This window comes from Mycobacterium sp. Aquia_216 (genome assembly GCF_026723865.1).
Taxonomy (GTDB): Bacteria; Actinomycetota; Actinomycetes; order Mycobacteriales; family Mycobacteriaceae; genus Mycobacterium.
The window spans coordinates 4,981,890-5,005,089 of the sequence record NZ_CP113529.1 but is presented as its reverse complement, the minus strand read 5'-3'; the positions used below and the strand labels follow the sequence as shown (position 1 = coordinate 5,005,089).

Genomic DNA, 23,200 nt, shown 5'->3' with positions numbered 1-23,200 from the left:
AGAACCTCAAAGACTTCGCATGCCGACGAACACCAGGAAACACCCGGCAGCGGCCAGCAGGCTGGCGACCTCGACGCGCCGGCGCGACCGGATCCAGATCTGCAGCGCGACCATCCACGCACGCGTCTGCTGTGGCGCCAGCAAGTAGGCCAGCAGCGGGATCTCCACGAGCGCGAACGCCACGACATGAAACATCAACAGCGCGCTGAACTGTGTCGTGGCGGCGGTGCCGGAAGCCACGATGGCGGCCAGCGCCGCCAGGTAATCCACGGACGGTAGCGCGATCCCGAGACCAGCCACCCCCGCCACCCACAACGAGCGCCCGTGCAGCAGCCGCCTCGAAAACCTGCCCAAGCCGTGATGCTCGCGAACGTCCGACGCGTTCGCGTTTCGCTGGGTGAAGCGGCCGACCTTGCCCCTGACGGCGACCTGTGCCGTTAGCACGACGGCGACAACGAGCGCCATCGCGCCAATCAGGATTTGAAGTTTCGGCAGCGTGATGTGCGAGGAGTTGAGCAGCCTGCGCTGGAGTCCGAACACGACGCCCAGGCCCACGGTCATGCCCATCGCAAATCCGCCGCACAGGAATGCGAACAGCTGCAGCATCGGTCTGGGCCGGTTCAGCATCAGCACGGTCATGCCGATCCGGAACGGCTCGACGCTCATCGCGAAGGCCATAACCAGGAGGGTGATCCACATATCAGGACTCGGCTGCCTCGACGGACGAGTGCTGCATGAGCGTCACGTTACCGGCCGGCGTGCAGACCGGCGTGTTGCGCCTCGCCAGATGCTCTGGCTAGGTGGTTACGCCCCAATGCAATACGCGCGATGTGAGCAGGACAATTCCGAGCGAGACCGTCGCGACGACTGTGAGTCCTATCACAGCCACCACCAGCGGACGCCATCCGGTGCGGGCGATCTGCCGGAAATCGGTGTTGAGCCCGACACCGGCGAAGGTGAGCAGGAACGCCCACTTCGACACGTTCGCCAGGTTGGCGGTCTGGCCCTTCGTCAGCCAGCCGGCGGTCGCGATCGCCGACACCGCCAGGAACCCCAGCACGAACTTCGGGAACTTCTGCCAGATGAACGCCGCCTTGGCTTTTGCGCCGGGCGCGATCTCGTCGGCCTGTCCGCGCGCGGCCCAATACAGCGCGAAACCCAGGACGACAAACCCGATCAGCGCGTTGCGGGTCGACTTGACCAGCACCGCGATCTTGCCGGCGTGATCGGAGAACAGGTAGCCCGTGGCGGTGGTTTCGGCGGTGTTGTCCACCGAAAGACCTGCCCACAGGCCGAATTCGTGGTCGGTGAGCCCGATCGCGTGTCCCAGCGGCGGCAACACGAACAGCGACACCGCGCCCAGCGCCAGGATTGCCGCGATGGCGTAGCTGACGTCGGAGTTGCGGGCCCGGATCGCACCTTTGGCCGCGATGATCGCCGACACCCCGCAAATGGATGTGCCGATCGCCAGCAGCGAGCCCAGCTTGCCGGATAACCCGAAAGCCCGCGCGACGACGATGATGACGGTTCCGGCGATCGTCATGTCTACCAGAATCTGGACCAGGCTGATCGCGCCGAGCTTGGCGATGTCGCCGAGCACAAATCGCGCGCCCAACACCACGATCCCGACCTTGAGCCAGAACTCATAGGTCTGCACACCGGGACGAAATATCCGGTGCAGGCCGATGGTGTTGGTGATCAGCAGCCCAATCACGATGGCCCACAACACGTATTCGATGTCGGGCACCCGCCAGTGTTCGTGCTTGGCCAGCGTGTTCCACCAGATCTGGGCGTACTTGCCCAGCAGACCGACGCCGATCAGCAATAAAATCCCCGGCACGTAGTCCAGCGGTTGCCTGCTGGTAAAGGTCGGTTCGTCCAGCGTTTCTTCCGGCTCGACGCGAGTGGTGCTCACGCGATCACCACGGAATCTTCGGCAGCGCATTGGCCACTGCCAACACGACGATCACACCGGCGACCAGCGTCGCCCACCAGTCCAGCGACACCGAGCCGACCCGCTCGCGCCAACCACTATCACTCACGCACGCATAGTGGCGTGCCCCGCGTCGCGGACCAAGTGATTAGATCGCGCTGAATCTAGGTGGCGGCCGGTTTCGGGCTGCGCTCATCGAGCAACGCGATGACCCGAGCGGCGAGTTCGTCGATGTCGGCGTTGGTGTTCTCGAGCACCAGGTCCGGGTTTTCGGGTGGTTCATAGGGTGCGTCGACGCCGGTCAAACCCTTGAGCTCGCCCTTGCGTGCTCGTGCGTAAAGGCCTTTGGGGTCCCGTCTTTCGCATTCGGCCAGCGAGGTGGCCACGTGCACCTCGATGAACGGCAGCTTGGCGGCGTCGTTGAGCGCCCGGGCGGTCTCGCGGTCCGACTTCAGCGGTGACACCAGCGAGGCCAGTGCGATCACACCCGCGTCGGCCAGCAGTCGAGTCAAATGGCCGACGCGCCTGATGTTTTCGGTGCGGTCGCCGGGGGAGAAGCCCAAATCGTCGGACAGGCCATGGCGCAGGTTGTCGCCGTCCAGCAGGTAGGCCACTCGCCCGGATTCGACGAGTGCCCGTTCCACGGCCACCGCGATTGTCGACTTGCCGGATGCGGGCAGGCCGGTGAACCAGATCGTCGCCCCGGCCTGTCCGGTGGCCTGCCACCGGTGGGTACGGTCCAGCGCCGAGGGATGCCAGCGAATGTCCGTGCGCGCCTGGGTACCCGGCTTGACCTCCCGCGCCTCGATGATGGTGCCGGCGCCGACGGTGTCGTTGGTGGTCTCGTCGATCAGGATGAACGCGCCGGTATCGCGATTGTCCGCATACGGGTCGGCGATGATGATCGAGCTGGTCCGCAATGTCACGGTGCCGATATCGTTGAGCGTCAACTCAACCGGCTGGTCGAGTTCGTCGAGTGTCTCCGGGTCCAGCCGCGAGTGCAGCTCCTGGACGGTTGTTCGCACGGTCCTGGTGGTCTGCTTGAGTGCCAGCCGGTCCCCGGCCCGTAGCGGGGTGTCGATGAACCAGCACACGGTCGCGTCGAGTTCTCGGGCCAGCACCGGCAGAACCGCATCCTCAGCTCCGCTGACGAAGACATCGCCGCGACCCACGTCGATGTCATCGGCCAGTTCGATCGAAACCGACAGCGGCGCAACACCTGTCGCGCGCTCGTCGTCGAGGGTGTCCAGCGCGGTGACCGTCGAGCTGGTGCCGGCAGGCAGCGACACCACCGGGTCGCCGACACTGAGCGTGCCCGCCGCGAGCCGTCCGGTGTACCGGCGGCGCTGGTCTTCGGTAGGCCGCGACACCCACTGCACCGGCAGGCGCAGCCGCGAAGCCTCGGCGTTCGGCGCGGCCAGCTCGATGCCCTCCAGATACTCGAGCAGCGTGGGGCCCTCGTACCAGGGCGTGTTCTCGGAGCGGTGCACGACATTGTCGCCGTGCTTGGCCGCGATCGGGATCACCGCGATGTCCACGTTGCCCAGGCGCGCCGCCAGCTGACCAAGCTCGTCTTCCACTTTGGTGAACCCGGCCTGGTCGAAGTCGATCAGGTCGATCTTGTTGACGGTCGCGACAAAGTGTTTGATGCCCAACAGCTTTGCGATGCGGGCGTGCCGTCGGGTCTGCCGCAGCACTCCGGCACGCGCGTCGACCAGCAGGATCGCCACGTGGGCATTTGACGCGCCGGTGAACATATTGCGGGTGTAGCGCTCGTGGCCGGGGGTGTCGGCCAGGATGTAGCTGCGCGCCTCGGTGGAGAAGAAGCGGTACGCGACGTCGATCGTGATGCCCTGTTCGCGCTCGGCACGCAGACCGTCGGACAGCGCCGCGAGGTCGGCCACGCCCTCCTCGTCGGTCACTGCTTCGAGGTGATCCAACGGCAGGCTGTCGGTGTCGTGCATAAGCCGACCGATCAGGGTGCTCTTGCCGTCGTCCACCGAGCCCGCGGTGGTGATGCGCAGCAGCTGACGCGTTATTCCCTTGGAATGTACGGTCTTTTCCGCGTTGTCGGTGGCGGTCATCAGAAGTAGCCCTCTCGCTTGCGGTCTTCCATGGCGGCGGCCGACGTGCGGTCGTCGGCGCGGGTCTCGCCGCGCTCGGACACCGTTGCCGCCGAGATCTCGGTGATGACACCGGCGATGTCGGTGGCTTCGGAGCGCACCGCCCCGGTGATGGTCAGGTCGCCGACGGTGCGGTACCGCACCCATTCCGTCGCCGCGGTTTCGCCGTCTTGCGGACTGGCGTATTCCGACACCGCCAGCAGGATGCCGTCGCGCGCGAAGACCTCGCGTTCGTGCGCGTAGTAAATCGACGGTATTTCAAGGTCTTCCAGCTCGATGTAGCGCCAGACGTCGAGCTCGGTCCAGTTGCTCAGCGGGAACACCCGCACCTGCTCGCCCTTTTTGATCCGGCCGTTGTAGAGCGTCCAGGGCTCCGGGCGCTGCGCCCGGGGATCCCACTGGCCGAACTCGTCGCGGAAGCTCAGGATCCTTTCCTTGGCGCGGGCCCGCTCCTCGTCGCGGCGGGCACCGCCGAAGGCCGCGTCGAACTCGCCGGCTTCCAGCGCGTCGAGCAGCGTGCGGGTCTGCGCCCGGTTGCGCGACGCACCGGGGCCCGGGTCGGGTACCCGGCCGTTGTCGATGGATTCCTGCACCGACGCAACGATCAGTTTGTGCCCTTCACCGGTGACCCTGCGGTCACGAAACTCGATGACCTCCGGGAAGTTGTGACCGGTATCGACGTGCATCACCGGGATCGGCAGTGGTAGTGGCCGAAATGCCTTTTCCGCCAGCCGAAGTAGCACGATCGAGTCTTTACCCGCCGAGAACAGCAGAACGGGCCGCTCCAGTTCGGCGACGACCTCACGGATGATGTGCACCGCTTCTGCTTCCAGCAGCCGCAGTTCGTCGACGCGCCGCTCTTCGGTTGTGGTCATTGGCGCCACTCCTCCTCATCGCTTCTTCGCTCTGCATCGTCGCCGGCGCGGGTCATGTCGGTAGCCCCTCTCGTTCGGCATCGACCCGGTATCTGTCTACCCAATCGTCGGACCGTTTGTCGGCCTGACGCTCCAGCACCGGTTCGGGCGCAAGGTTGGGGTCCAACCCCAGCGACTCGAGAATGGTGCCCACCACCTGAGTTAGGTTGCGCCACAACACCGGATACGGAATTTCTATTGGCTTGACGTCTTCTTCGGCAAACCAATTCCGCCAACCTTGCTCCTGGCCCTGCAGCATCGTGATGACGTGGGCGATCGCTCCGGCGTGATAGGTGGCGCGCGCGTCGCGAACCGGGTCGGGCCTGCCCCGCCACACCCGGGTCTGCACCGCCCGCCAGAACGACACCGCCTGCGACACCACGTCGGGCCGGTACACATAGACCAGCAGTGGGTCCTCGCCGACGACATCGCGGATCGCGGACAGCAGGCCGGTGCCTGATCGGTCGGGCAGGCCGCTGGCGCGCTCTAAGAGCAGCGGCGTCTGGTTCCACATCAGCTTGCCGCCCCACACGCCGTTCGGGGTTCGTCCGACCGTGCGGATGTAGTCACGCCAGATCTCGGCCGGCGCCAGGTCGGGCTTCCCTGCGTCCAGCGGATCGAGCAGGCTCAAGATCGACTCGTCCTCGACGCCGGCGAACCACTCGCGCGGCTGCGGGGACTGGCTGGTGGTCGGCAGATACTGGAAGAACTCCTGAGGCTCGCCGGCCACGCCGGTAGCGCGCAGCGATTCGACGAGCAGAGTGCTGCCACTGCGTTGCGAAGCCAGCACCAAATAGGACGACGGATTTTCTGCCACCAGCAAAGCCTAGCCGTCCGAAAATCCGCTGCAACATTGGAATTTCGATTCATGCTGAGCATAACTCGTGCGCCCGGTCTTAGAACGGCGGCGGCTGATTACGCTCGGCGACGTGCGCGGCGTTCAGCGCTCGTTCGGCATCGATGCGCCGGACGCGATCTTGCTGTCGGGTTCGGCGGCGGATCGGCATCATGACGCCGCGAATGCCGCTAGGCCGGTATGGGCTTGGGGGAGAGGCCAATTCGCCCGTCGGCAGACACAGCGCGGGAAACAGCAGGAGACTGCCCGGACGGGTGGTGTAGGTCTGCCCGGTCGGCGAGGTCCAGACGACAGTTCCGTCTGGCCGTTGTTCGTCGTGCCAACCCGTCCAGAAAGTCTTCAGAAGGTGGTGCTTTCGGCATAGGCATTTAAGGTTCGACGGGTGCGTCGGACCCAGCGGGTAGGGGACCGTGTGGTCCACGTCGCAGCACTGCGCAGGGCGGTCGCAGCCCGGAAATCGACAGGACAAATCTCGGCATCGGACGAAGCGCTGCAGTGCCGTAGACGGGCGATAGGCCGACTCGGGCGGGGACGCACCGGGGTGCCGTAACGGCCGGACCTTGGCGCCATCGCGGATCAGCTCGGCCAGCCGCGGGGCCGGGACTGTGCCGCCGCCGATCACACGGGCGGCGGGCAGCCTGGCGGGCGCGGGCGGTTCGGGGTCTGGGGCCAAAGCCTCCGACAGGGCGGTGTCGGGCGTGAGCGGTCGCGGTGCGGGCTCGCCCGATGCGTAGGGATCGGGCGCACTCTCGAGGCTTCCGCTTTCGGCGATCACGTGGACCACTACCGCGCCGGCTCGCGGGTCGGTGTCGAGAGCGGCCGGACAATCCGATGCTCCGCATGCACACGCCAGTTGCTCGGCACCGGCGGCCAGTGCACCGAGCGCGTCGGCACGGCGTTGTGCCACGGTACGTGGGTCGCTCTCACACACCTGGTGGGCCATCTGGGCCAGCCGCCGGTCCAACACGGCCGCGTCAGTGGCGAACAGGGAGCCCCACAAGGACGCCGTGCCGGATCGGCCATCGGCAGCCGCGATCACCACGTCGCGTCCGCGCGCGTTGGCCCGTGCGCGACGTACCGCCGCGGGGTCGTGACGGTCGACGACGGCGTCGATGGCCTGGGCGGTCTTGGTCACCGACAGCGGGCCGAATTTCGTCGCGTCGCCGGCCAGCGTGGCGTCGACGGTCTGCACGATCTCCGGATCTTTGATGAGGTCGGTGTGCCACACGATCGTCGCAGCCACCCGCGCACTGATAGAGCCCTCGGCGAACAGCGCCGCTACCCTTGGCAGCCGGTCTCGCAACGCTACCGCCAGGTACATCTGGCCCGACGCCATGCCGTGGCTAATGCCCTGCGCGGCAGCAACTTCGGCGGCGATCGCGTCCCAGTTGTCGCACCACCAGCTGCCGTGGTCCACGAGGCCGTCGGCCCGCCGGTGCACCAACTCGGCGACGGCCTGCAATCGGCGCGCCGCGGCCGCCGACTCGGCCCGGGCGAAATCGGCGATTGCGGCCACCACCGCGGCGTCGTCCGCACATTCGAACATGCATTCGATTCTAGTAGCGACCGCCGGCCCGCCGCACTGCCGAAACGGGCCGTTGTGGATAACCGCCCGACTGTGGACAAAGCGCATTGGGGATCCAGTGTGCCGGTGGGCGTCGCGATCGCGGGTACTCCCGCGGGAATCATTGCCCCCGGCAGACACTCGCGTGCGCCCGACAGCGATCGGGCTATGCCCGCTCCAATGCCCGCAGTCCCAGCGAAAACAGCAGCCGCACTTCGGGATCCACCAGCGAGGTCGACAACAGCTTCTCGATCCGACGCACCCGATAGCGGACCGTGTTGGGATGTACCCGCAACCACTGTGCGGCGGCACCGATGTCGCCGAAGCTGTCCAGGTAGACCCGCAGCGTCTCCGCCAGTACCGGGTCCCGGGCCCGCAGGTCGCGCACTCGCGGATCGACCAGCCGCTCGTCGCTTCCGATCGTGGTGACGATCTCGTCAAGCAAAACGGTGGTGCGCGCCTCGGCCAGCGATGTCACCTGTCCGATCGAAATCGGATGCCGCTCAGCACTATCGAGTACACGATCGACCTCACTGCGCGCCCCCGCGATCCCGGCCAGGCCGGCGACCGGCGCCGCGATGGCGGCCCGCAGCTCGACACCGAGTTCGGTGCGCAACGCGCTGATCGTGCCGCGGACCCACGACGTGACCGACCGGCCCGTCGACGTCTGGGGCAGCAGCACATACATTCGCGAACCCCGCGAAGCGATTTGAGCGTCTCGACGAAAAGCGCTGGCACTCAACGCCAAAACGTCGGAGAGCCGGGCGTGACGGGACCCGGTGCCCGTAGTGTCCCAGGCGATCAGCGCGGCCGTACCGTCGGCGGCCAGGCCGAGTTCGCGGGCGATCCCGGCCACGTCGGCCGGCGCTGTGGTTGCGTCCGGGTCGGTCAGGCCGAGCAACTGCTGCACTCGCCGCACGTGCATGGACGGCCGGGCCGCCAGCCGGAACATGATCCGCGCCGCCAGCACGGCCGCGCCGTGCAGGATTTCCTCCGCATCGTCGGCCAGCGGCGCCGATCCCTGTTGCACCCAGATGGTGCCCGCGAACACCGGCGGACGGCGCGGCCCGGCCGGGCGCTGATAGATCCCGATCGCCAGCCGCGGACGCAAGCCCAATTCCGGACGCTCCTCGACCCGCACCACCTCGTCGCCGGCCCGCAGGGCGTCGAAGATGCCCCACTGGCCGATCCACTCCAGATGCTCGGGCGGTCCGGCTCGGCCCAGGATGGAAAGCCGGCGCAGCTCGTCGGCTTCGTCGTTGGAGGCCGAGTAGGCGAGCACGTGGGACTGGGCATTCTCGATGCTGACCATGCCGTGGATGCGGTCGGCCAGCGACTGTGCCAAGCCGAACAGATCGGTGCCGGAGTCTTCCATCGGATCGGCGCGATCCCCGTGGTGCTCCAAGACGTGGTTGACCAATTGGTAGAGCCGCTCCCAGCGGGCCCGCGGTTCGACGGCGACCACCGCCGACCCGACCGCGACGGCGTTGGCCACCAGCGCGGTCGACGGTTCCTTGGCGAAGATCGCCACCGGGGCGCGCTCGCGCGCTTGCTTGTCGATCCAGCGCAACGCCTCGTCGTCGCCGACGCCCAGCAGGAAGAACACATCTGCGGAACCCGTGGCCGCCGCCAGACCCAGCCGGACGTCGTCGGAATCGATCAGCGCTGCCGATAACACCGGCAGGTCCAGGCCGCGCGGGGCGTCTACCAGGCTGACCAGCGTCGCATCCAGGGCGAGCAGTAGCTCGCCCAATCCAACGCCGGGCACCCGCATGTTGTCCGATCTTACTGCGCTCAAGCGCATATCTTGTCCGATCGGCTAACAGAATGAGCGGCCACGCCGAGGACCCTGGGCAGCATGGATGCGATCACCCAGGTGCCGGCCCCGGTCAACGAGCCGGTCCACGACTACGCCCCGCAGTCGCCCGAACGCGCCCGCCTGCATATCGAACTGGCCAAGCTGGCCGATCACCCGATCGATCTCCCGCACGTCATCGGCGGTAAGCACCGGATGGGCGACGGTGAACGCATCGACGTCGTCGCGCCGCACCGGCACGCCGCCACGCTGGGCACCCTGACCAACGCCGGGCACGTCGACGCGACGGCGGCCATCGAGGCCGCGATGGCCGCGAAGAACGATTGGGCCGCAATGCCTTTCGACGAGCGCGCCGCGGTGTTCCTGCGGGCCGCGGACCTGCTGGCCGGTCCGTGGCGGGAGAAGATCGCCGCCGCGACGATGCTCGGCCAGTCCAAGTCCGTCTACCAGGCCGAGATCGATTCTCCGTGCGAGCAGATCGACTTCTGGCGGTTCAACGTGGCGTTTGCCCGTCAGATCCTGGCGCAACAGCCGGTCAGCGGACCGGGGGAATGGAACCGCAGCGAATACCGCCCGCTGGACGGCTTCGTCTACGCGATCACGCCGTTCAACTTCACCTCGATCGCGGGCAACCTGCCGACGGCGCCCGCGCTGATGGGCAACACCGTGGTGTGGAAGCCGTCGGTCACCCAGACGCTGTCGGCGTATCTGACAATGCAACTGCTCGAGGCCGCCGGATTACCGCCCGGGGTGATCAACCTGGTCACCGGAGATGGCCTTGCGGTTTCCGATGTGGCACTGGCCGATCCACGCCTGGCTGGTATCCACTTCACCGGATCGACGGCCACCTTCCAGCACCTGTGGCAGCAGGTGGGCACCAATATCGGCCGCTACCATAGCTATCCGCGGCTGGTCGGCGAGACCGGCGGCAAGGACTTCGTGGTCGCGCACGCCTCGGCGCGCCCGGATGTGTTATGCACGGCGCTGATTCGCGGGGCATTCGACTACCAGGGCCAGAAGTGCTCTGCCGCGTCGCGGGCCTTCATTCCGCATTCGGTGTGGCAGCGCATGGGCGACGACTTCCTCGGCGCGACAGCCGGACTGAGCTACGGCGACGTCACCGACCTCACCAACTATGGGGGAGCGCTGATCGATAGCAGGGCCTTCATCAAGAACGTCACCGCCATCGAGCGCGCCAAGAGCGCGGCCGGTGTCACCGTGGCGGCCGGTGGCGAATACGACGACAGTGTCGGCTATTTCGTCCGACCGACCGTGCTGCTGTCCGACGACCCCACCGACGAAGCGTTTTCAACCGAATACTTCGGCCCGCTGCTCTCGGTACATGTCTACCCCGACGACTCCTACGAACGCATCCTCGACGTGATCGACACCGGGTCGCGCTACGCGCTGACCGGCGCGGTGATCGCCGACGATCGCCAGGCCGTGCTCACCGCGCAGGACCGGTTGCGCTTCGCGGCCGGCAACTTCTACGTCAACGACAAGCCGACCGGTGCCGTCGTCGGGCGCCAGCCGTTCGGCGGTTCACGCGGCTCGGGTACCAACGACAAGGCCGGGTCGATACTGAATCTGTTGCGCTGGACGTCGGCCCGCACCATCAAGGAGACGTTCGTCCCGGCCACGCAGTACACCTACCCGCACATGGGGTCCGACTGATGGCCCGCGTGTTCGCCAACACCCTGCGGCCGGCGATCATGGCCGCCAGCCGTCGTCAAGGGTTGCGCCGCGCCGCCGAAGGGATGCCGGTCACCCGGCGGGTGGTGCACCGATTCGTGCCCGGCGAGACGATCGACTCCGCGCTGAATAGCGTTGCCGCCCTGCGTAATTCGAGCCATTTCGTCAGCGTCGACTATCTGGGCGAGGACGTCGCCGACGCTGACGGCGCCGACGCCGCCGTACAGATCTACCTCGACCTGATCGAGAAGTTGGGCCGGCTGGGCGAGCCCTCGATCGAGGATATCCGCCCGCTGGAGGTCTCGGTCAAGTTGTCGGCGCTGGGGCAGTCGCTGGAGCGCGACGGTGACAAGATCGCCCGGCAGAACGCGTGGTCGATCTGCGAGGCCGCGCAGCGGGCCGGTGTGTGGGTGACGATAGACGCCGAGAACCACACCACCACCGATTCGACGCTGTCCATCGTGCGCGATCTGCGATCCGAATTTCCTTGGCTGGGCACGGTTTTGCAGGCGTACCTGAAGCGCACGCTGGGCGATTGCCGGGAATTCGCCGCTTCCGGGGCCCGAATCCGGCTCTGCAAGGGTGCTTACGACGAGCCGGCATCGGTGGCCTACCGGGGCCGAGACGAGGTCACCGATTCCTATCTGGCCTGCCTGCGGGTGCTGATGGTCGGTTCGGGATATCCGATGGTCGCCTCGCACGATCCCGCGATTATCGAGGCGGTGCCGGCCATGCTCGGCGAATCAGGCCGTCGTACCGGCGATTTCGAGTACCAGATGCTGTACGGTATCCGAGACGACGAGCAGCGCCGACTGGCCGACGCCGGTAACCAGGTTCGGGTATACGTGCCGTTCGGCACCCAGTGGTACGGCTACTTCATGCGCCGGCTCGCCGAACGCCCGGCCAACCTGACGTTCTTCCTGCGGGCGTTGGCGCAACGCGGGCACTGACTGTGCGCCGGCTACTGGGCGCGGCGCGGCCGCGGGCGTTCGCTGGCGAACCCGCGCACCACGTGCGCACGCACGAATTCCGCTGCGACTTCGGGATTGTCCATATCCAGGGTCGAGGACGGCGTGCTGAACAGTGAGAACAGGATGCGCGCGAACCATTCACCGGCGGCCTCGACGTCGAGGTCTTTGCGGACCTCGCCCGTCAGCTTGGCGGCGGACAAGTGTGGGGCGAAGAAATCGACACATTCGCGCAGCAGCACCGCGGCGTCCTTGGTCAGCAGCAGGCTGACGGCATCCTCGTCGAAGTACTTCTCGGATGCCATGACCTGCCGCGCCTGGGTCACGAATACCGCTGCCGAACAAAGCTTGTCCTCGAGGGTGTTGTCCCGACCCATCGCCTTGGTCATCTCGAGATAGAACCGCCGCGACGCGTGTTCGGCGCAGGCCTCCACGACGGAGGCCTTGTCGCTGAAGTATTCGTAGATGGTGCTGCGGGACACCCCGGCCCGCTTGGCGATGTCGACGATCGTCGCCTTCTGCATGCCCTGTTTACCGAAACAGGCGATCGCGGACTCGACGATCAGGTCGCGGGTGTCGGTCGCCTGGGTCAGCGCGGAAGCCTGCGTCACCATGTCCTCCCCTCTACGACGCGCCTACCCCGCCGGCGCGAGAATCAAGCCACTGGTGGGCACTCCGGTGCCGGAGGTGACCAACACGTGTTCGACGTTGTCGACTTGGTTGCACGACGTGCCGCGGACCTGGCGCACGCCCTCGGTAATGCCGTTCATACCGTGGATGTAGGCCTCGCCGAGCAACCCGCCATTGGTGTTGATCGGGAATTCCCCACCCAGCGACAGCCGCTCGACGGTGGCGAAGTCTTTGGCTTCGCCACGCCCGCAGAACCCGAGCTCTTCGAGCTGGGTGAACACGAAGGGCGTGAAATGGTCGTAGATGAAGGCTGTTTGGATATCCTGAGGTTTGAGACCCGAGTCGCGCCACAGCCGGTCGGCTACCACGCCCATCTCCGGAAGCCCGGTGATGTCGTCGCGGTAGTAGCTGGTCATCATCTCCCCGTTCGCGGCGGCGCCCTGCGCGGCGGCGGTGATGATCGCGGGCGGTTGGCGTAGGTCGCGAGCGCGTTCGGCGCTGGTCACTACCACTGCGACTCCGCCGTCACTTTCCTGACAGCAATCCAGCAGTCGCAGTACGGGTTCGACGATCCAGCGGGAATTCTGGTGGTCTTCCAAGGTGATCGGGCGCTGGTAGAACCAGGCGTCGGGGTTGGTGGCCGCGTGGGTGCGGTCGACGACGGCGATACGGCCGAAATCCTCGTTGGTGACGCCGTAGGTCGACATGTACCGCTGGGCGTGCATCGCGACCCACGCTGCGGGAGTGAGCAATCCGAATGGCGCGTAGTGCGCCATGAACAGCGGGGTCTCTGCCATGCTGCGTCCGCTACCGCCGAACCGAAACCCGGAACGCTCGTTGAAGGCGCGCCAGCACACCACCACGTCGGCGACGCCGCTCGCGACGGCCATGGCCGCATGCACCACCGTGCCGGCTGCCGCGCCACCGCCGTGATGGACGCGAGAAAAAAAGCTGAGGTCGCCGATGCCCACATTTCGAGCGATGTCGATCTCGTCGCTGGAGTCCATCGTGAAGGTGACCATGCCGTCGACGTCGCTGGGCGCCAGGCCCGCATCGTCGAGCGCCGCGCTGACCGCCTCGCACGCCAATTGCAGCTCGCTGCGCCCGGATTCCTTGGAGAACTCGGTCTGGCCGATCCCGACGATCGCGCAGCTACCGGGTAGCGGACTCATGCTCGGGCCTTTTTGAAGGCTTCGTCGAGCAGGCTGAGAATCGCGGTGCCCGAGACATGATCGCCAAGGCTGTTGGAGCCCTTGAAGGTGACCTCGACGAAGTTCTCACCGCCGGTCCCTTCGGTCTTGCCGGTCACGCTGCCGGTGAAATGCAGCGGGTCGTCCGGGAAGCACGGAACGCCAAGCCGAATCGAGAGATTCTTGACCATTGTTTCGGGACCGGCCCAGTCGGTGAGGAAGCGCACGCAATACCCATTGGTGGTCAGGATGTTCATGAACAGGTTGGGCGAGCCTTGCTTCTTGGCGTACTCGACGTCGTGGTGCACCGGCATGAAGTCACGCGAGGCGATCGCACCGGCCACGATCATCGTTGTGGTGATCGGGATTTCGAGCGGAGCGACCGCGTCGCCTATCGCGATGTCGGCCCACTTCAGGGTGGTGGTGCGGTTTGCGGTCGTCGTCATCGATGTCCTCCCGAGGTGTAGGTGCAGCCGATACCGGCCAGCTGCGCGGCGGCGCAGGCTTCGAGTTCGGTGAGTAGCTCAGGGGTGGTGCGGCGCTCGAACAGTTCGCGGGCCAGCTTGCCGATGGTGTCTCGTTCTTCGGTGAAGGTGAGGTCCATGACCCATCGCCTAGGTGCTCGGCCGGAACTGGTGCAGCACGAGGTCGTTATCGAAAGCCCGGTAGAAAACCTCGACCGCCATCCCGACCGTGACGTCCGCGGGGTCGATCTCGCACAGGTTCGACACCAGCCGCACCCCTTCGGCGAGTTCCACCAGCACGACGATGTAGGGATACTCGAAGAACGGGAACTTTGGTTCGTGCGGCATAACGTAGCTGTAAACCGTGCCACGGCCCGAGGATTCGATGGCCTCCCACTCCAGCGAACGGCAGTTGGGACACATGGGCCGCGCCGGATTGCGCAGCGTTCCGCATCCCTTGCAGCGCTGGATCAGCAGCTTGTGCTCGCGCAGCCCGCTCCAGAAGAATTCGGTGTCCGCACTGATGGCCGGTGCCAGTCGGGCGGTCATCAGCTCTCCGGCCTGAAGCGCAGCACCCGGAATCGCTGCCGGCCGAGCACTTCGCCGTTCTGGTCGGTGTAGGTGATGACCCAGGTCAGGAAGAAGCCGGATCCCTTGGCCGTCTTCTTCTCTTCGGAGACTTCCTCGAACACCGATGTCGCGCTGATCACGTCGCCAAGGCGGGGATAGCGTTCGATCTCGAACTCCGAGTTGGTCGCTACGGTGCTGCTGTAACCGGCCTCGTCGAGGAACGCCGTGGGGTTGTCCTTGATCTCCATCGGCGCCCCGCCCCGTTCCCCGATCCCCTCCAGCTTGGGCGAGGGCATCGTCCAGGTTTGCAGCATGACGGGCGGTGACACGATGCCGCCGAACCGCGACGCGGCCGCGAACTCCGGATCGAGGTAGACCGGGTTCATGTCGTCGAGCGCGTAAGCCCAATGCCGGATCATCGGCTGGTTCACCGGATCCGGTGCCACCGTTGGCTTTTCGGAGCCGCCGGTGGGCTGGTCGACAAGCCCACGCAACTTGGCGAGGAACTCGGTGTCTTGGTCGGTCACTTGCTCGATCCTCCTGACTTTTCCTGATCTTGTTGGGCAGCCTGAAGGGCACGAGGTGCTCGCGGCAGGCCCAAACCCGCCATGGCGATGCTGTCACGTTGTGCCCCGAGTCGCACCGGCATGCGTTTCACCCCGGGCACCATCGTGGCCCGCATTCGGTCCACCGCACCGGCGAGCTCGATCGTCGGGAAGCGTCGCAGCAGTTCCTCGAACATGACCGTGGCCTCCAGGCGCGCCAGTTGCGCACCGATGCAGGAATGTTCACCGCAACCGAATGCGATGTGCGGGTTCGGGTGCCTGGTCACTTTGAATTCTTCTGAGTCGGAACCGAATACGTCCTCGTCCCGGTTCGCCGAGCCATACAGCATCACCACCACCTCGCCTTCCTTGATCCGTTGATCACGAATCTCGACGTCGGCGGTGGCGGTGCGTGCCATATGGACCACCGGGCTATTCCACCGCAACATCTCTTCGACGGCAGCCGGGATCAGCATCGGGTCCTCGACCAGCAGGCGACGCTGGTCGGGATGTGTGATCAGCGCGAGGGTGCCGAGCGCGATCAGATTGCGGGTGGTTTCGTTCCCGGCGACCAGCAGCAGGAACGCGAAGTTGAGCAGGTCTTCGTCGGTGAGGCTCCGCTCATCGATCTCGGCGCCGGCCAACACCGACAGTAGATCGTCACGCGGCTCGCCGCGCCGCACGGCGATCAGCTTCTGGAAGTAGTCGTAGAGTTGCCCCGCCGCGACCAACGGGTCGAGTTCGATCTCCGGATCGGCCGTTCCGGTGGCCGCGTCCGACCAGGCCCGGAATTGCTCCCAGTCATCGGGCGGGGCACCGATCAGCTCGGCGATCATCCGGGTGGGCAGCCCAGCGGCGATCTCTTCGGCGAACTCGTGGACGGAACCGGGCTCGATGTCGTCGAGAATGCCCGCCACGATCTCGCGGATCTTCGGCTCGAGCACCGAAACCCGGCGCCGGGTGAATCCCGAGTTGATCAGCTTGCGCATCTGCCGGTGCCGCGGCGGGTCGGTGAAGATGAGACTGCCCTCTTGTACCGGGTTCGGCACCTGCGGATCCGGAATGGTGATGCCCCGGGTGGAGGTGAACAGGGCTGGATTGCTCGACACGAAGCGGATGTCTTCGTATTTCAGCAGCGCCCAGAATTTGGTGACGTCGTTCCAGCACACCGGCGCGCTCGCGCGCAGCTCCCGGTACGCCGGGTAGGGATCGCCCGCATAGAAGTCGGGGGAGTGCAGTGGAAAAGCGGTCTGCACGGCCAGCCTCCTCAGGGCTCCAGCGTGATCGCCATCCGACATATTGCCACAATGTGTCCTGCGACGTTGTGTCTACTCTGGGCCGCGTGGCCCTGTCAATACACCTGCAACGCGGTGTAATAGCGGGGAATTCACGAGGTTGGTGATTGACCTCACATGGGCATGGGTGTACACCAGGTGTTTGGATGACCGACTTTCGGTGAGGATGCAGATGGCCGAGCTACGAACTCCGAAAACCCTTGTCGACACGTACCAGCTCTACATCGACGGCAACTGGGTCGAGCCGGGCGACGGTCGCTACGACGACATCTCCCCGGCCAGTGAGCAGACCATCGCGACGGCACCCGACGCGAGCGTGGCCCAGGTCGATGCGGCGATCGGCGCCGCGCGGCGGGCCTTCGACAGCGGGCCGTGGACCACGATGAGCGCCGAGCGGCGCGGCGGTTGTCTCAACCAGCTGGGCGACGCGCTGCGCAAGCACGCCGACGACTTCTACGCACTGTCCCAGGTGGAGTGGGGCTGCGTCGCGAATGAGCGCACGATGCAAATCGACGGCGCGGCGTTCATGTCGATGCATGCCGCCCAGCTCGCCACCCAGCTGACCGATCAAGAGGTCCGGGGGATGGGCGCCGGAACCACGTTGCTGCGTCATGAGCCGCTGGGCGTGGTGTCGGTACTGACGCCGTGGAACTTTCCGCACTGTCTCAACGTCATGAAACTGAATCACGCGTTGGCCGCGGGCAATACGGTCGTGCTCAAACCCTCTCCCTTGACGCCGCTGGCCGGGCTGGCGCTGGCGCGGATCATCGACGAGCACACCGACATCCCGCCCGGCGTGGTCAATGTCGTCACCCCGTCGGGAGTCGAGGCGGCCAAGCTGCTCACCACCGATCCGCGGATCGACATGGTGAGCTTCACCGGCAGCTCGGTGGTCGGCCGGCAGGTCATGTCCGCCGCCGGCGACACGATGAAGCGGATCCTGCTGGAATTGGGTGGTAAGTCGGCGAGCATCGTCCTCGACGACGCCGAAGTCACCGACGAAATGCTGCAGCAGATGCTGTTCCAGTCCTGTTCGCTGCACGCCGGACAGGCCTGCGTCCTGCACAGCCGGCTGCTGCTTCCCGATTCGCTGCACGACGACGTCGTCGATCGACTCGTCGCACTGGCCCGCGCGGTCAAGGTGGGCGACCCCGCCGATCCCGAGGCGCAGATGGGTCCGCTGATCAGCGCGGCGCAGCGGGAGCGGGTCGAGGCGCACGTCGCCGGCGCCCTGCGCGACGGTGCGAAGCTGGCGACCGGCGGCGGCCGTCCGCCCGGGTTGGACGTCGGATTCTACTTCGAGCCAACGATTCTCACCGACGTCGAGCCGAATTCGACGATCGCACAGGAGGAAGTCTTCGGCCCGGTGTTGGCGGTGCTGCGCTATCGCGACGACGACGACGCCGTCGCGATCGCCAACAACTCCCGGTACGGCCTTTCGGGCGCGGTGTGGGGCGCCGACGTGGACCGCGCCGTCAGCGTGGCGCGCCGCATCCGTACCGGCCAGATCGCCGTCAACGGCGCTACTCCGGGGGGCGCGCCGTTCGGCGGCTTCAAACTCAGCGGATTGGGCCGCGAGGGCGGTGGAATCGGCGGAATACACCAGTACATGGAGCCGATGGCCATCGGTCTTCCAGCGTGAGCCTTTGGTAAACAGTTCGTCACATGCCAAGCTGCTGACATGGTCTTCGAAATCGCCCGGCCCAAGCTAGAAGGAAACGTCGCGGTCGGCGAAGACCGTCAGATCGGGTTCGCCGAATTCGGTGACCCGCAAGGGCGGGCGGTGTTCTGGCTGCACGGCACACCAGGCGCCCGCCGCCAGATTCCGACCGAGGCCCGCGTCTACGCCGAAGATCACGGCATCCGGCTCATCGGCCTGGACCGCCCCGGGATCGGCTCGTCGACGCCGCACCGCTACGAGAACATCCGGGCGTTCGCTGACGACTTGCGGACGATCGCGGACACGCTCGGTATCGACAAGATGGCTGTCATCGGCCTGTCCGGCGGCGGTCCCTACGCACTTGCCTGCGCTGCGGTGCTGTCCGACCGCGTCGTGGCTGCCGGGGTGCTCGGTGGGGTCGCGCCGTTCGTCGGTGACGAAGGGATCACCAGCGGTCTGATGAACCTGGGCAAGCGGATGGCGCCGCTGCTGCAGCTGGGCGGTGACCCGCTGCGGATCGGCGCGAGCCTGCTGGTCCGGGCGATCCGTCCGGTCGCGAATTCCGCGTTGTTCCTGTATGCGGCGATCTCGCCGGAAGCCGACCGACGCCTGCTGACCCGCCCCGAGTTCGGGGCAATGTTCCTCGACGACCTGCTCAACGGCAGCCGCAAGCAGCTGGCGGCTCCCTTCAACGACGTGATCCTGTTCACCCGAGACTGGGGATTTCGTCTCGACGAGGTCAAGGTCCCGGTCCGCTGGTGGCACGGCGACCACGACCACATCGTGCCCTTCGCCCACGGACAGCACGTGGTGTCCAAGCTGGCCGACGGCGAGCTGTTCGTGCTGCCCGGCGAAAGCCATCTGGCCGGCTTGGGCCGCGGCGAGGAGATCCTGTCCACGCTGATGAAGCTCTGGGACGAGCAGGCCTGACGCTCCGTCGCCGCGGTGTCTGGGTAGCCTGCTGAAATGCTGCTGGAATCGCTGAACCCCGCTGCTGTCACCGCCACCGACATTGCCGATGCGGTCAGGATCGACGGCACGGCACTGAGCCGAAGCGACCTGGTCGGTGGTGCGACGGCGGTCGCCGAACGTGTCGGTGGCGCGGGCCTGGTCGCGGTCCTGGCCACCCCCAGCGTGTCGACCGTGCTGGCGGTCACCGGCTGCCTGGTCGCCGGCGTGCCGTTCGTGCCGGTGCCCTCCGATGTGGGCGCGGCCGAACGACGGCACATGCTGACGGACTCGGGAGCGCAGGCCTGGCTCGGGGCAGAGCCCCCGCAAGACTCGGCGTCCGAAGGCTTGCCGCACATCCCGGTGCGGCTACACGCCCGCTCCTGGCACCGCTATCCCGAGCCGGCGCCCGAGGCCACCGCGATGGTCATGTACACCTCGGGCACCACGGGAGCACCCAAGGGCGTGGTGGTGAGCCGCTCCGCCATCGCCGCCGACATCGATGCCCTGGCGCAGGCCTGGCAGTGGACGGCCGACGACGTGCTGGTGCACGGATTGCCGCTGTTTCATATCCACGGCCTGGTGCTGGGTCTGCTCGGGTCGTTGCGGGTCGGAAACCGCTTCGTGCACACCGGAAAGCCCACACCGGCCGGCTATGCCCAGGCTCGTTCGGAATCCGGCGGCACCCTCTACTTCGCGGTGCCGACGGTGTGGTCGCGCGTGGCGGCTGATCAGGCCGCCGCCGAGGCACTGCGTTCGGCCCGGCTCCTGGTGTCCGGTAGCGCGGCGCTGCCGGTACCGGTGTTCGACCGGCTGGAACAGCTGACCGGGCACCGGCCTATCGAACGGTACGGCGCCTCGGAGTCGTTGATCACGGTGTCGACGCGAGCCGACGGCGAGCGCCGCCCGGGCTGGGTCGGCCTGCCGCTGGCCGGAATTGAGACCAGACTGCTCGACGACGCCGGCGACCCCGTCCCGCATGACGGCGAAACCGTTGGAAAGCTTCAGGTTCGGGGGCCGACGCTGTTCGACGGGTATTTGAATCGGCCGGAGGCCACCGCCGAGGTTTTCGACGCCGGCGGTTGGTACCGCACCGGCGATGTCGCGGTCGTCGACGCCGAGGGCATGCATCGGATCGTGGGCCGCGAGTCGGTCGACTTGATCAAATCGGGCGGATATCGCATTGGCGCAGGCGAAATCGAAACGTCGTTACTCGGCCATCCTGGTGTGCAGGAAGCGGCCGTTGTCGGCATGCCCGACGAGGACCTGGGCCAGCGCATCGTCGCGTTCATCGTCGGTTCCGCCGATCTCAACGCAGACGAGCTGATTAACTTTGTCGCCCAAGATCTTTCGATTCACAAGCGACCACGTGAGGTGCGGCTGGTGGATGCGTTGCCGCGAAACGCGATGGGCAAGGTCGTCAAGAAGCAGTTGCTGTCCGAGGGATGAGACGCCACGCCGTTTCTGGTATGCAGGTTTAGAGCTGTCATACCGGTCGGGTAACCAACAGATCACAAGATGGGTTGCCAGCTGGAACTTTAAGTGACACGCAGGATATTGCCAGGCTTTCGGACGAGCGAGAGTTCACAGCTTCGCATAATTTCGTTTGTGGACATGCAGGCATACACGCCAAGGGGACAGTAGGGATGTGCCATGGGTGAGTCGATGCGCCCAGCCGGCGCTGTGACGACGATCGCGGACCAGCCGCGCGCCACACCGATGACGCGGGTCGCGATCTCGTGCCTGGTCGGTTCGGCAATCGAGTTCTATGACTTCCTGATCTACGGCACCGCGGCGGCGTTGGTGTTTCCCGCCGTGTTCTTCCCGAACCTCACTCCTGGCGTGGCCATGGTCGCCTCGATGGGAACTTTCGCCACCGCATTCCTCTCCCGCCCCATCGGCGCGGCCGTCTTCGGGTACTTCGGCGACCGGCTGGGCCGCAAGAAGACGCTCGTCACCACGCTGATGATCATGGCCGTGGCCACCGTGAGCGTGGGCCTGGTTCCCAGCACCGCATCCATCGGGATGGCAGCGCCGTTGATCCTGATGGGCCTGCGGCTGTTGCAGGGGTTTGCGGTGGGCGGCGAATGGGCCGGGTCGGCCCTGCTGAGCGCCGAATATGCGCCCGGCGGCAGGCGGGGCCGGTACGGCATGTTCACCCTGCTCGGCGGCGGTGTCGCCGGGGTGCTGAGCAGCCTCACCTTCCTGGGCGTGAACGTCACGATCGGCGAATACAGCCCCGAGTTCCTGCAGTGGGGCTGGCGGGTGCCGTTCCTGATCAGCGCGGTGTTGATCGCGCTGGCCTTGTACGTGCGACTCAACATCGACGAGACGCCGGTGTTCGCCGAGGAGAAGGCCCGCGACCTGGTGCCCAAAGCGCCGCTGTCCGAGGTGTTTCGCCTGCAGGGCCGGGAGATCTTCTTGGCCGCCGGCGCCATGCTGGGCACGATGGCGTTCTGCTACATGGGCAACACCTATCTGGCCATGTACGCCCACACCCACCTGGGCTATACCCGTAGCTTCATCTGGTCGGTCGGCGTGCTCAGCGGTGTGGTGAGCATTGCGTCCGTGGTGATCTCGGCGAGCCTGTGTGATCGAGTCGGCCGGCGCCGGATCATGCTGGTGGGCTGGGCGGCCTCGGTGCCGTGGGCATTCGTGGTGGTCCCGTTGATCGACACCGGCAAACCCGCGTTGTATGCGGTCGCCATTGTCGGCACCTTCGCCGTCACCGGGATCGGTAGCGGACCAACCGGAGCCTTCATCCCGGAACTCTTCGCCACCCGCTACCGCTACAGCGGCTCGGCGCTGGCGGTGAACTTGGCCGGCGTCATTGGTGGGGCCTTGCCGCCGCTGATCGCCGGAACGCTGCTGGCGACCTACGGCGGCTGGTCGATCGGCGCCATGCTCGCCGGCCTCGCGTTGACCAGCCTGGTCTGCACGTACCTGCTGCCGGAAACCCGCGGGACAGCGCTGTAGGCGCTGACTCAGTTGGCGTGTAGGTCCTCGTTCAGCGCGATGCCCTGACCGCCCCGGGCCACCACTTCCACGGCCCCACTGACCGAATTGCGGCGGAACAACAGGTTGTTGCCGCCGGAGAGTTCGAGTGCCTTCATCGTTTTGCCCTCGGGCGTGATCACCTTGGTGCCCGCGGTGACATACAACCCGGCTTCGACGACGCAGTCATCGCCCAGCGAGATGCCCAGGCCCGAGTTGGCGCCGAGCAGACACCGCTTGCCTATCGAAATGACCTCGGTGCCGCCGCCGGACAGTGTGCCCATGATCGACGCTCCGCCGCCGATGTCCGAGCCGTCGCCGACCACCACGCCGGCCGAGATGCGGCCTTCCACCATCGACGCGCCCAGGGTGCCGGCGTTGTAGTTGACGAAGCCTTCGTGCATCACGGTGGTGCCGGTGGCCAGGTGTGCGCCGAGGCGCACCCGGTCGGCGTCGGCGATGCGAACACCGGTCGGCACGACGTAGTCGACCATCCGCGGGAACTTGTCGACGCCGTAGACGGTCACCGGTCCCTTGCGGCGCAGCCGGGCACGTATCGCTTCGAAACCGTCGACCGCACAGGGTCCGTGATTAGTCCACACCACGTTGGTCAATACCCCGAACAAGCCGCCGGCGTTCAGCCCATGCGGCGCGACCAGGCGGTGAGACAGCAAATGCAGCCGCAGGTAGGCGTCGTAGGCGTCGGCGGCCACATCGTCGAGTGAGCCGATGACGGTGCGGACGGCCACGGTGTCGGTATTACGGTCGTCGTCTCGTCCCACCAGCGCGGCCAGTTCCGGCGGAACGTCGGACAGCGCGAGGCGCGACGTGGCGCTGGTTGCCGATTCCGTCAGTTCCGGTGCGGGAAACCACGTGTCGAGGATCGATCCGTCGGACGCGAGCGTCGCCAGCCCGATACCTGCAGCTCCAGTCACGGCGGCCAGGTTACTTTCCCGCCGAGTGGACAGCAAAAGGCCCCCGGTTCGGTTAACTAACGATCGCGTTATTCAGTTGCCGATCTCAGTCGAGCGCACGGCC

At 66.3% G+C, this 23,200-nt stretch carries 21 protein-coding genes and 1 pseudogene; 6 read left to right on the top strand and 16 right to left on the bottom strand.

The genetic code is table 11. The annotated features are described in order from the left end of the window. Positions 1-6 precede the first annotated feature (6 nt). From OK015_RS23290 to OK015_RS23255, 8 genes are all read right to left on the bottom strand, one after another. On the bottom strand, positions 7-699 hold the full coding sequence (locus OK015_RS23290; protein WP_268126500.1) for a GAP family protein: 693 nt from the start codon (positions 697-699) through the stop codon (positions 7-9). A gap of 97 nt (positions 700-796) precedes the next feature. After that, positions 797-1,945 carry a YeiH family protein gene (locus OK015_RS23285; protein WP_268126498.1) on the bottom strand — a complete coding sequence of 383 codons (1,149 nt, stop codon included), beginning with the start codon at positions 1,943-1,945 and terminating at the stop codon, positions 797-799. Next, positions 1,920-2,042, bottom strand: coding sequence for a hypothetical protein (locus OK015_RS23280; RefSeq protein ID WP_268126497.1), 123 nt, complete (start codon positions 2,040-2,042; stop codon positions 1,920-1,922). The genes OK015_RS23285 and OK015_RS23280 overlap by 26 nt, the downstream gene beginning before the upstream one ends. 55 nt (positions 2,043-2,097) lie before the next feature. Continuing rightward, a complete protein-coding gene (gene cysC / locus OK015_RS23275) occupies positions 2,098-4,017 on the bottom strand; it encodes an adenylyl-sulfate kinase (protein ID WP_268126495.1) in 1,920 nt (639 codons plus the stop codon). Further along, positions 4,017-4,931 (bottom strand): sulfate adenylyltransferase subunit CysD, encoded by a 915-nt coding sequence (cysD, locus tag OK015_RS23270; RefSeq protein WP_268126493.1) that lies wholly within the window; start codon positions 4,929-4,931, stop codon positions 4,017-4,019. The genes cysC and cysD overlap by 1 nt, the downstream gene beginning before the upstream one ends. Positions 4,932-4,983: 52 nt before the next feature. Beyond that, the gene (stf0, locus tag OK015_RS23265) at positions 4,984-5,787 is read right to left on the bottom strand and encodes a trehalose 2-sulfotransferase (protein ID WP_268126492.1); all 804 of its coding nucleotides are present in this window, start codon (positions 5,785-5,787) and stop codon (positions 4,984-4,986) included. Between the two features lie 79 nt (positions 5,788-5,866). Then, the gene (locus tag OK015_RS23260; RefSeq protein WP_268126490.1) at positions 5,867-7,372 is read right to left on the bottom strand and encodes an HNH endonuclease signature motif containing protein; all 1,506 of its coding nucleotides are present in this window, start codon (positions 7,370-7,372) and stop codon (positions 5,867-5,869) included. Positions 7,373-7,556: 184 nt separating this feature from the next. After that, positions 7,557-9,164 (bottom strand): PucR family transcriptional regulator, encoded by a 1,608-nt coding sequence (locus OK015_RS23255; RefSeq protein WP_268133019.1) that lies wholly within the window; start codon positions 9,162-9,164, stop codon positions 7,557-7,559. Between the two features lie 84 nt (positions 9,165-9,248). Between OK015_RS23255 and pruA the strand changes: the two genes are divergently transcribed. Beyond that, positions 9,249-10,880 carry an L-glutamate gamma-semialdehyde dehydrogenase gene (gene pruA / locus OK015_RS23250; RefSeq protein WP_268126488.1) on the top strand — a complete coding sequence of 544 codons (1,632 nt, stop codon included), beginning with the start codon at positions 9,249-9,251 and terminating at the stop codon, positions 10,878-10,880. Beyond that, a complete protein-coding gene (locus OK015_RS23245; RefSeq protein ID WP_268126487.1) occupies positions 10,880-11,848 on the top strand; it encodes a proline dehydrogenase family protein in 969 nt (322 codons plus the stop codon). The genes pruA and OK015_RS23245 overlap by 1 nt, the downstream gene beginning before the upstream one ends. Before the next feature lie 11 nt (positions 11,849-11,859). Here OK015_RS23245 and OK015_RS23240 read toward each other — a convergent pair whose 3' ends face one another. The 7 genes and pseudogenes from OK015_RS23240 to OK015_RS23210 all read right to left on the bottom strand — a co-directional run. Then, positions 11,860-12,480, bottom strand: coding sequence for a TetR/AcrR family transcriptional regulator (locus OK015_RS23240; protein WP_268126486.1), 621 nt, complete (start codon positions 12,478-12,480; stop codon positions 11,860-11,862). 21 nt (positions 12,481-12,501) lie between these two features. Beyond that, positions 12,502-13,668 carry a lipid-transfer protein gene (locus OK015_RS23235; protein WP_268126483.1) on the bottom strand — a complete coding sequence of 389 codons (1,167 nt, stop codon included), beginning with the start codon at positions 13,666-13,668 and terminating at the stop codon, positions 12,502-12,504. Further along, positions 13,665-14,132 carry a MaoC family dehydratase gene (locus tag OK015_RS23230; protein ID WP_268126481.1) on the bottom strand — a complete coding sequence of 156 codons (468 nt, stop codon included), beginning with the start codon at positions 14,130-14,132 and terminating at the stop codon, positions 13,665-13,667. Before OK015_RS23230 ends, OK015_RS23235 begins: the two co-directional genes overlap by 4 nt. Then, a complete protein-coding gene (locus OK015_RS23225; protein WP_268133181.1) occupies positions 14,129-14,290 on the bottom strand; it encodes a hypothetical protein in 162 nt (53 codons plus the stop codon). Before OK015_RS23225 ends, OK015_RS23230 begins: the two co-directional genes overlap by 4 nt. A gap of 10 nt (positions 14,291-14,300) precedes the next feature. Further along, positions 14,301-14,699 (bottom strand): Zn-ribbon domain-containing OB-fold protein, encoded by a 399-nt coding sequence (locus OK015_RS23220; protein ID WP_268126478.1) that lies wholly within the window; start codon positions 14,697-14,699, stop codon positions 14,301-14,303. After that, the gene (locus tag OK015_RS23215) at positions 14,699-15,247 is read right to left on the bottom strand and encodes a MaoC family dehydratase (RefSeq protein WP_268126476.1); all 549 of its coding nucleotides are present in this window, start codon (positions 15,245-15,247) and stop codon (positions 14,699-14,701) included. Before OK015_RS23215 ends, OK015_RS23220 begins: the two co-directional genes overlap by 1 nt. 101 nt (positions 15,248-15,348) lie before the next feature. After that, a pseudogene (locus OK015_RS23210) lies at positions 15,349-16,563 on the bottom strand (cytochrome P450); the annotation flags it as partial. Positions 16,564-16,732: 169 nt separating this feature from the next. On the opposite strand from OK015_RS23210, the gene OK015_RS23205 reads away from it, so the two are divergent. From OK015_RS23205 to OK015_RS23190, 4 genes are all read left to right on the top strand, one after another. After that, complete coding sequence (locus OK015_RS23205) at positions 16,733-18,202, top strand: aldehyde dehydrogenase family protein (RefSeq protein ID WP_268126474.1); 1,470 nt, start codon at positions 16,733-16,735, stop codon at positions 18,200-18,202. Between the two features lie 39 nt (positions 18,203-18,241). After that, positions 18,242-19,150, top strand: a complete 909-nt coding sequence (locus OK015_RS23200) for an alpha/beta fold hydrolase (protein ID WP_268126472.1) — start codon at positions 18,242-18,244, stop codon at positions 19,148-19,150. A gap of 36 nt (positions 19,151-19,186) precedes the next feature. Beyond that, a complete protein-coding gene (locus OK015_RS23195) occupies positions 19,187-20,617 on the top strand; it encodes an acyl-CoA synthetase (protein WP_268126469.1) in 1,431 nt (476 codons plus the stop codon). Between the two features lie 270 nt (positions 20,618-20,887). After that, positions 20,888-22,144, top strand: a complete 1,257-nt coding sequence (locus OK015_RS23190; RefSeq protein ID WP_268133017.1) for an MFS transporter — start codon at positions 20,888-20,890, stop codon at positions 22,142-22,144. 8 nt (positions 22,145-22,152) lie between these two features. On the opposite strand, the gene dapD is transcribed toward OK015_RS23190, so the two are convergent. Continuing rightward, positions 22,153-23,106 (bottom strand): 2,3,4,5-tetrahydropyridine-2,6-dicarboxylate N-succinyltransferase, encoded by a 954-nt coding sequence (gene dapD, locus OK015_RS23185; protein WP_268133015.1) that lies wholly within the window; start codon positions 23,104-23,106, stop codon positions 22,153-22,155. Positions 23,107-23,200: the final 94 nt, after the last annotated feature.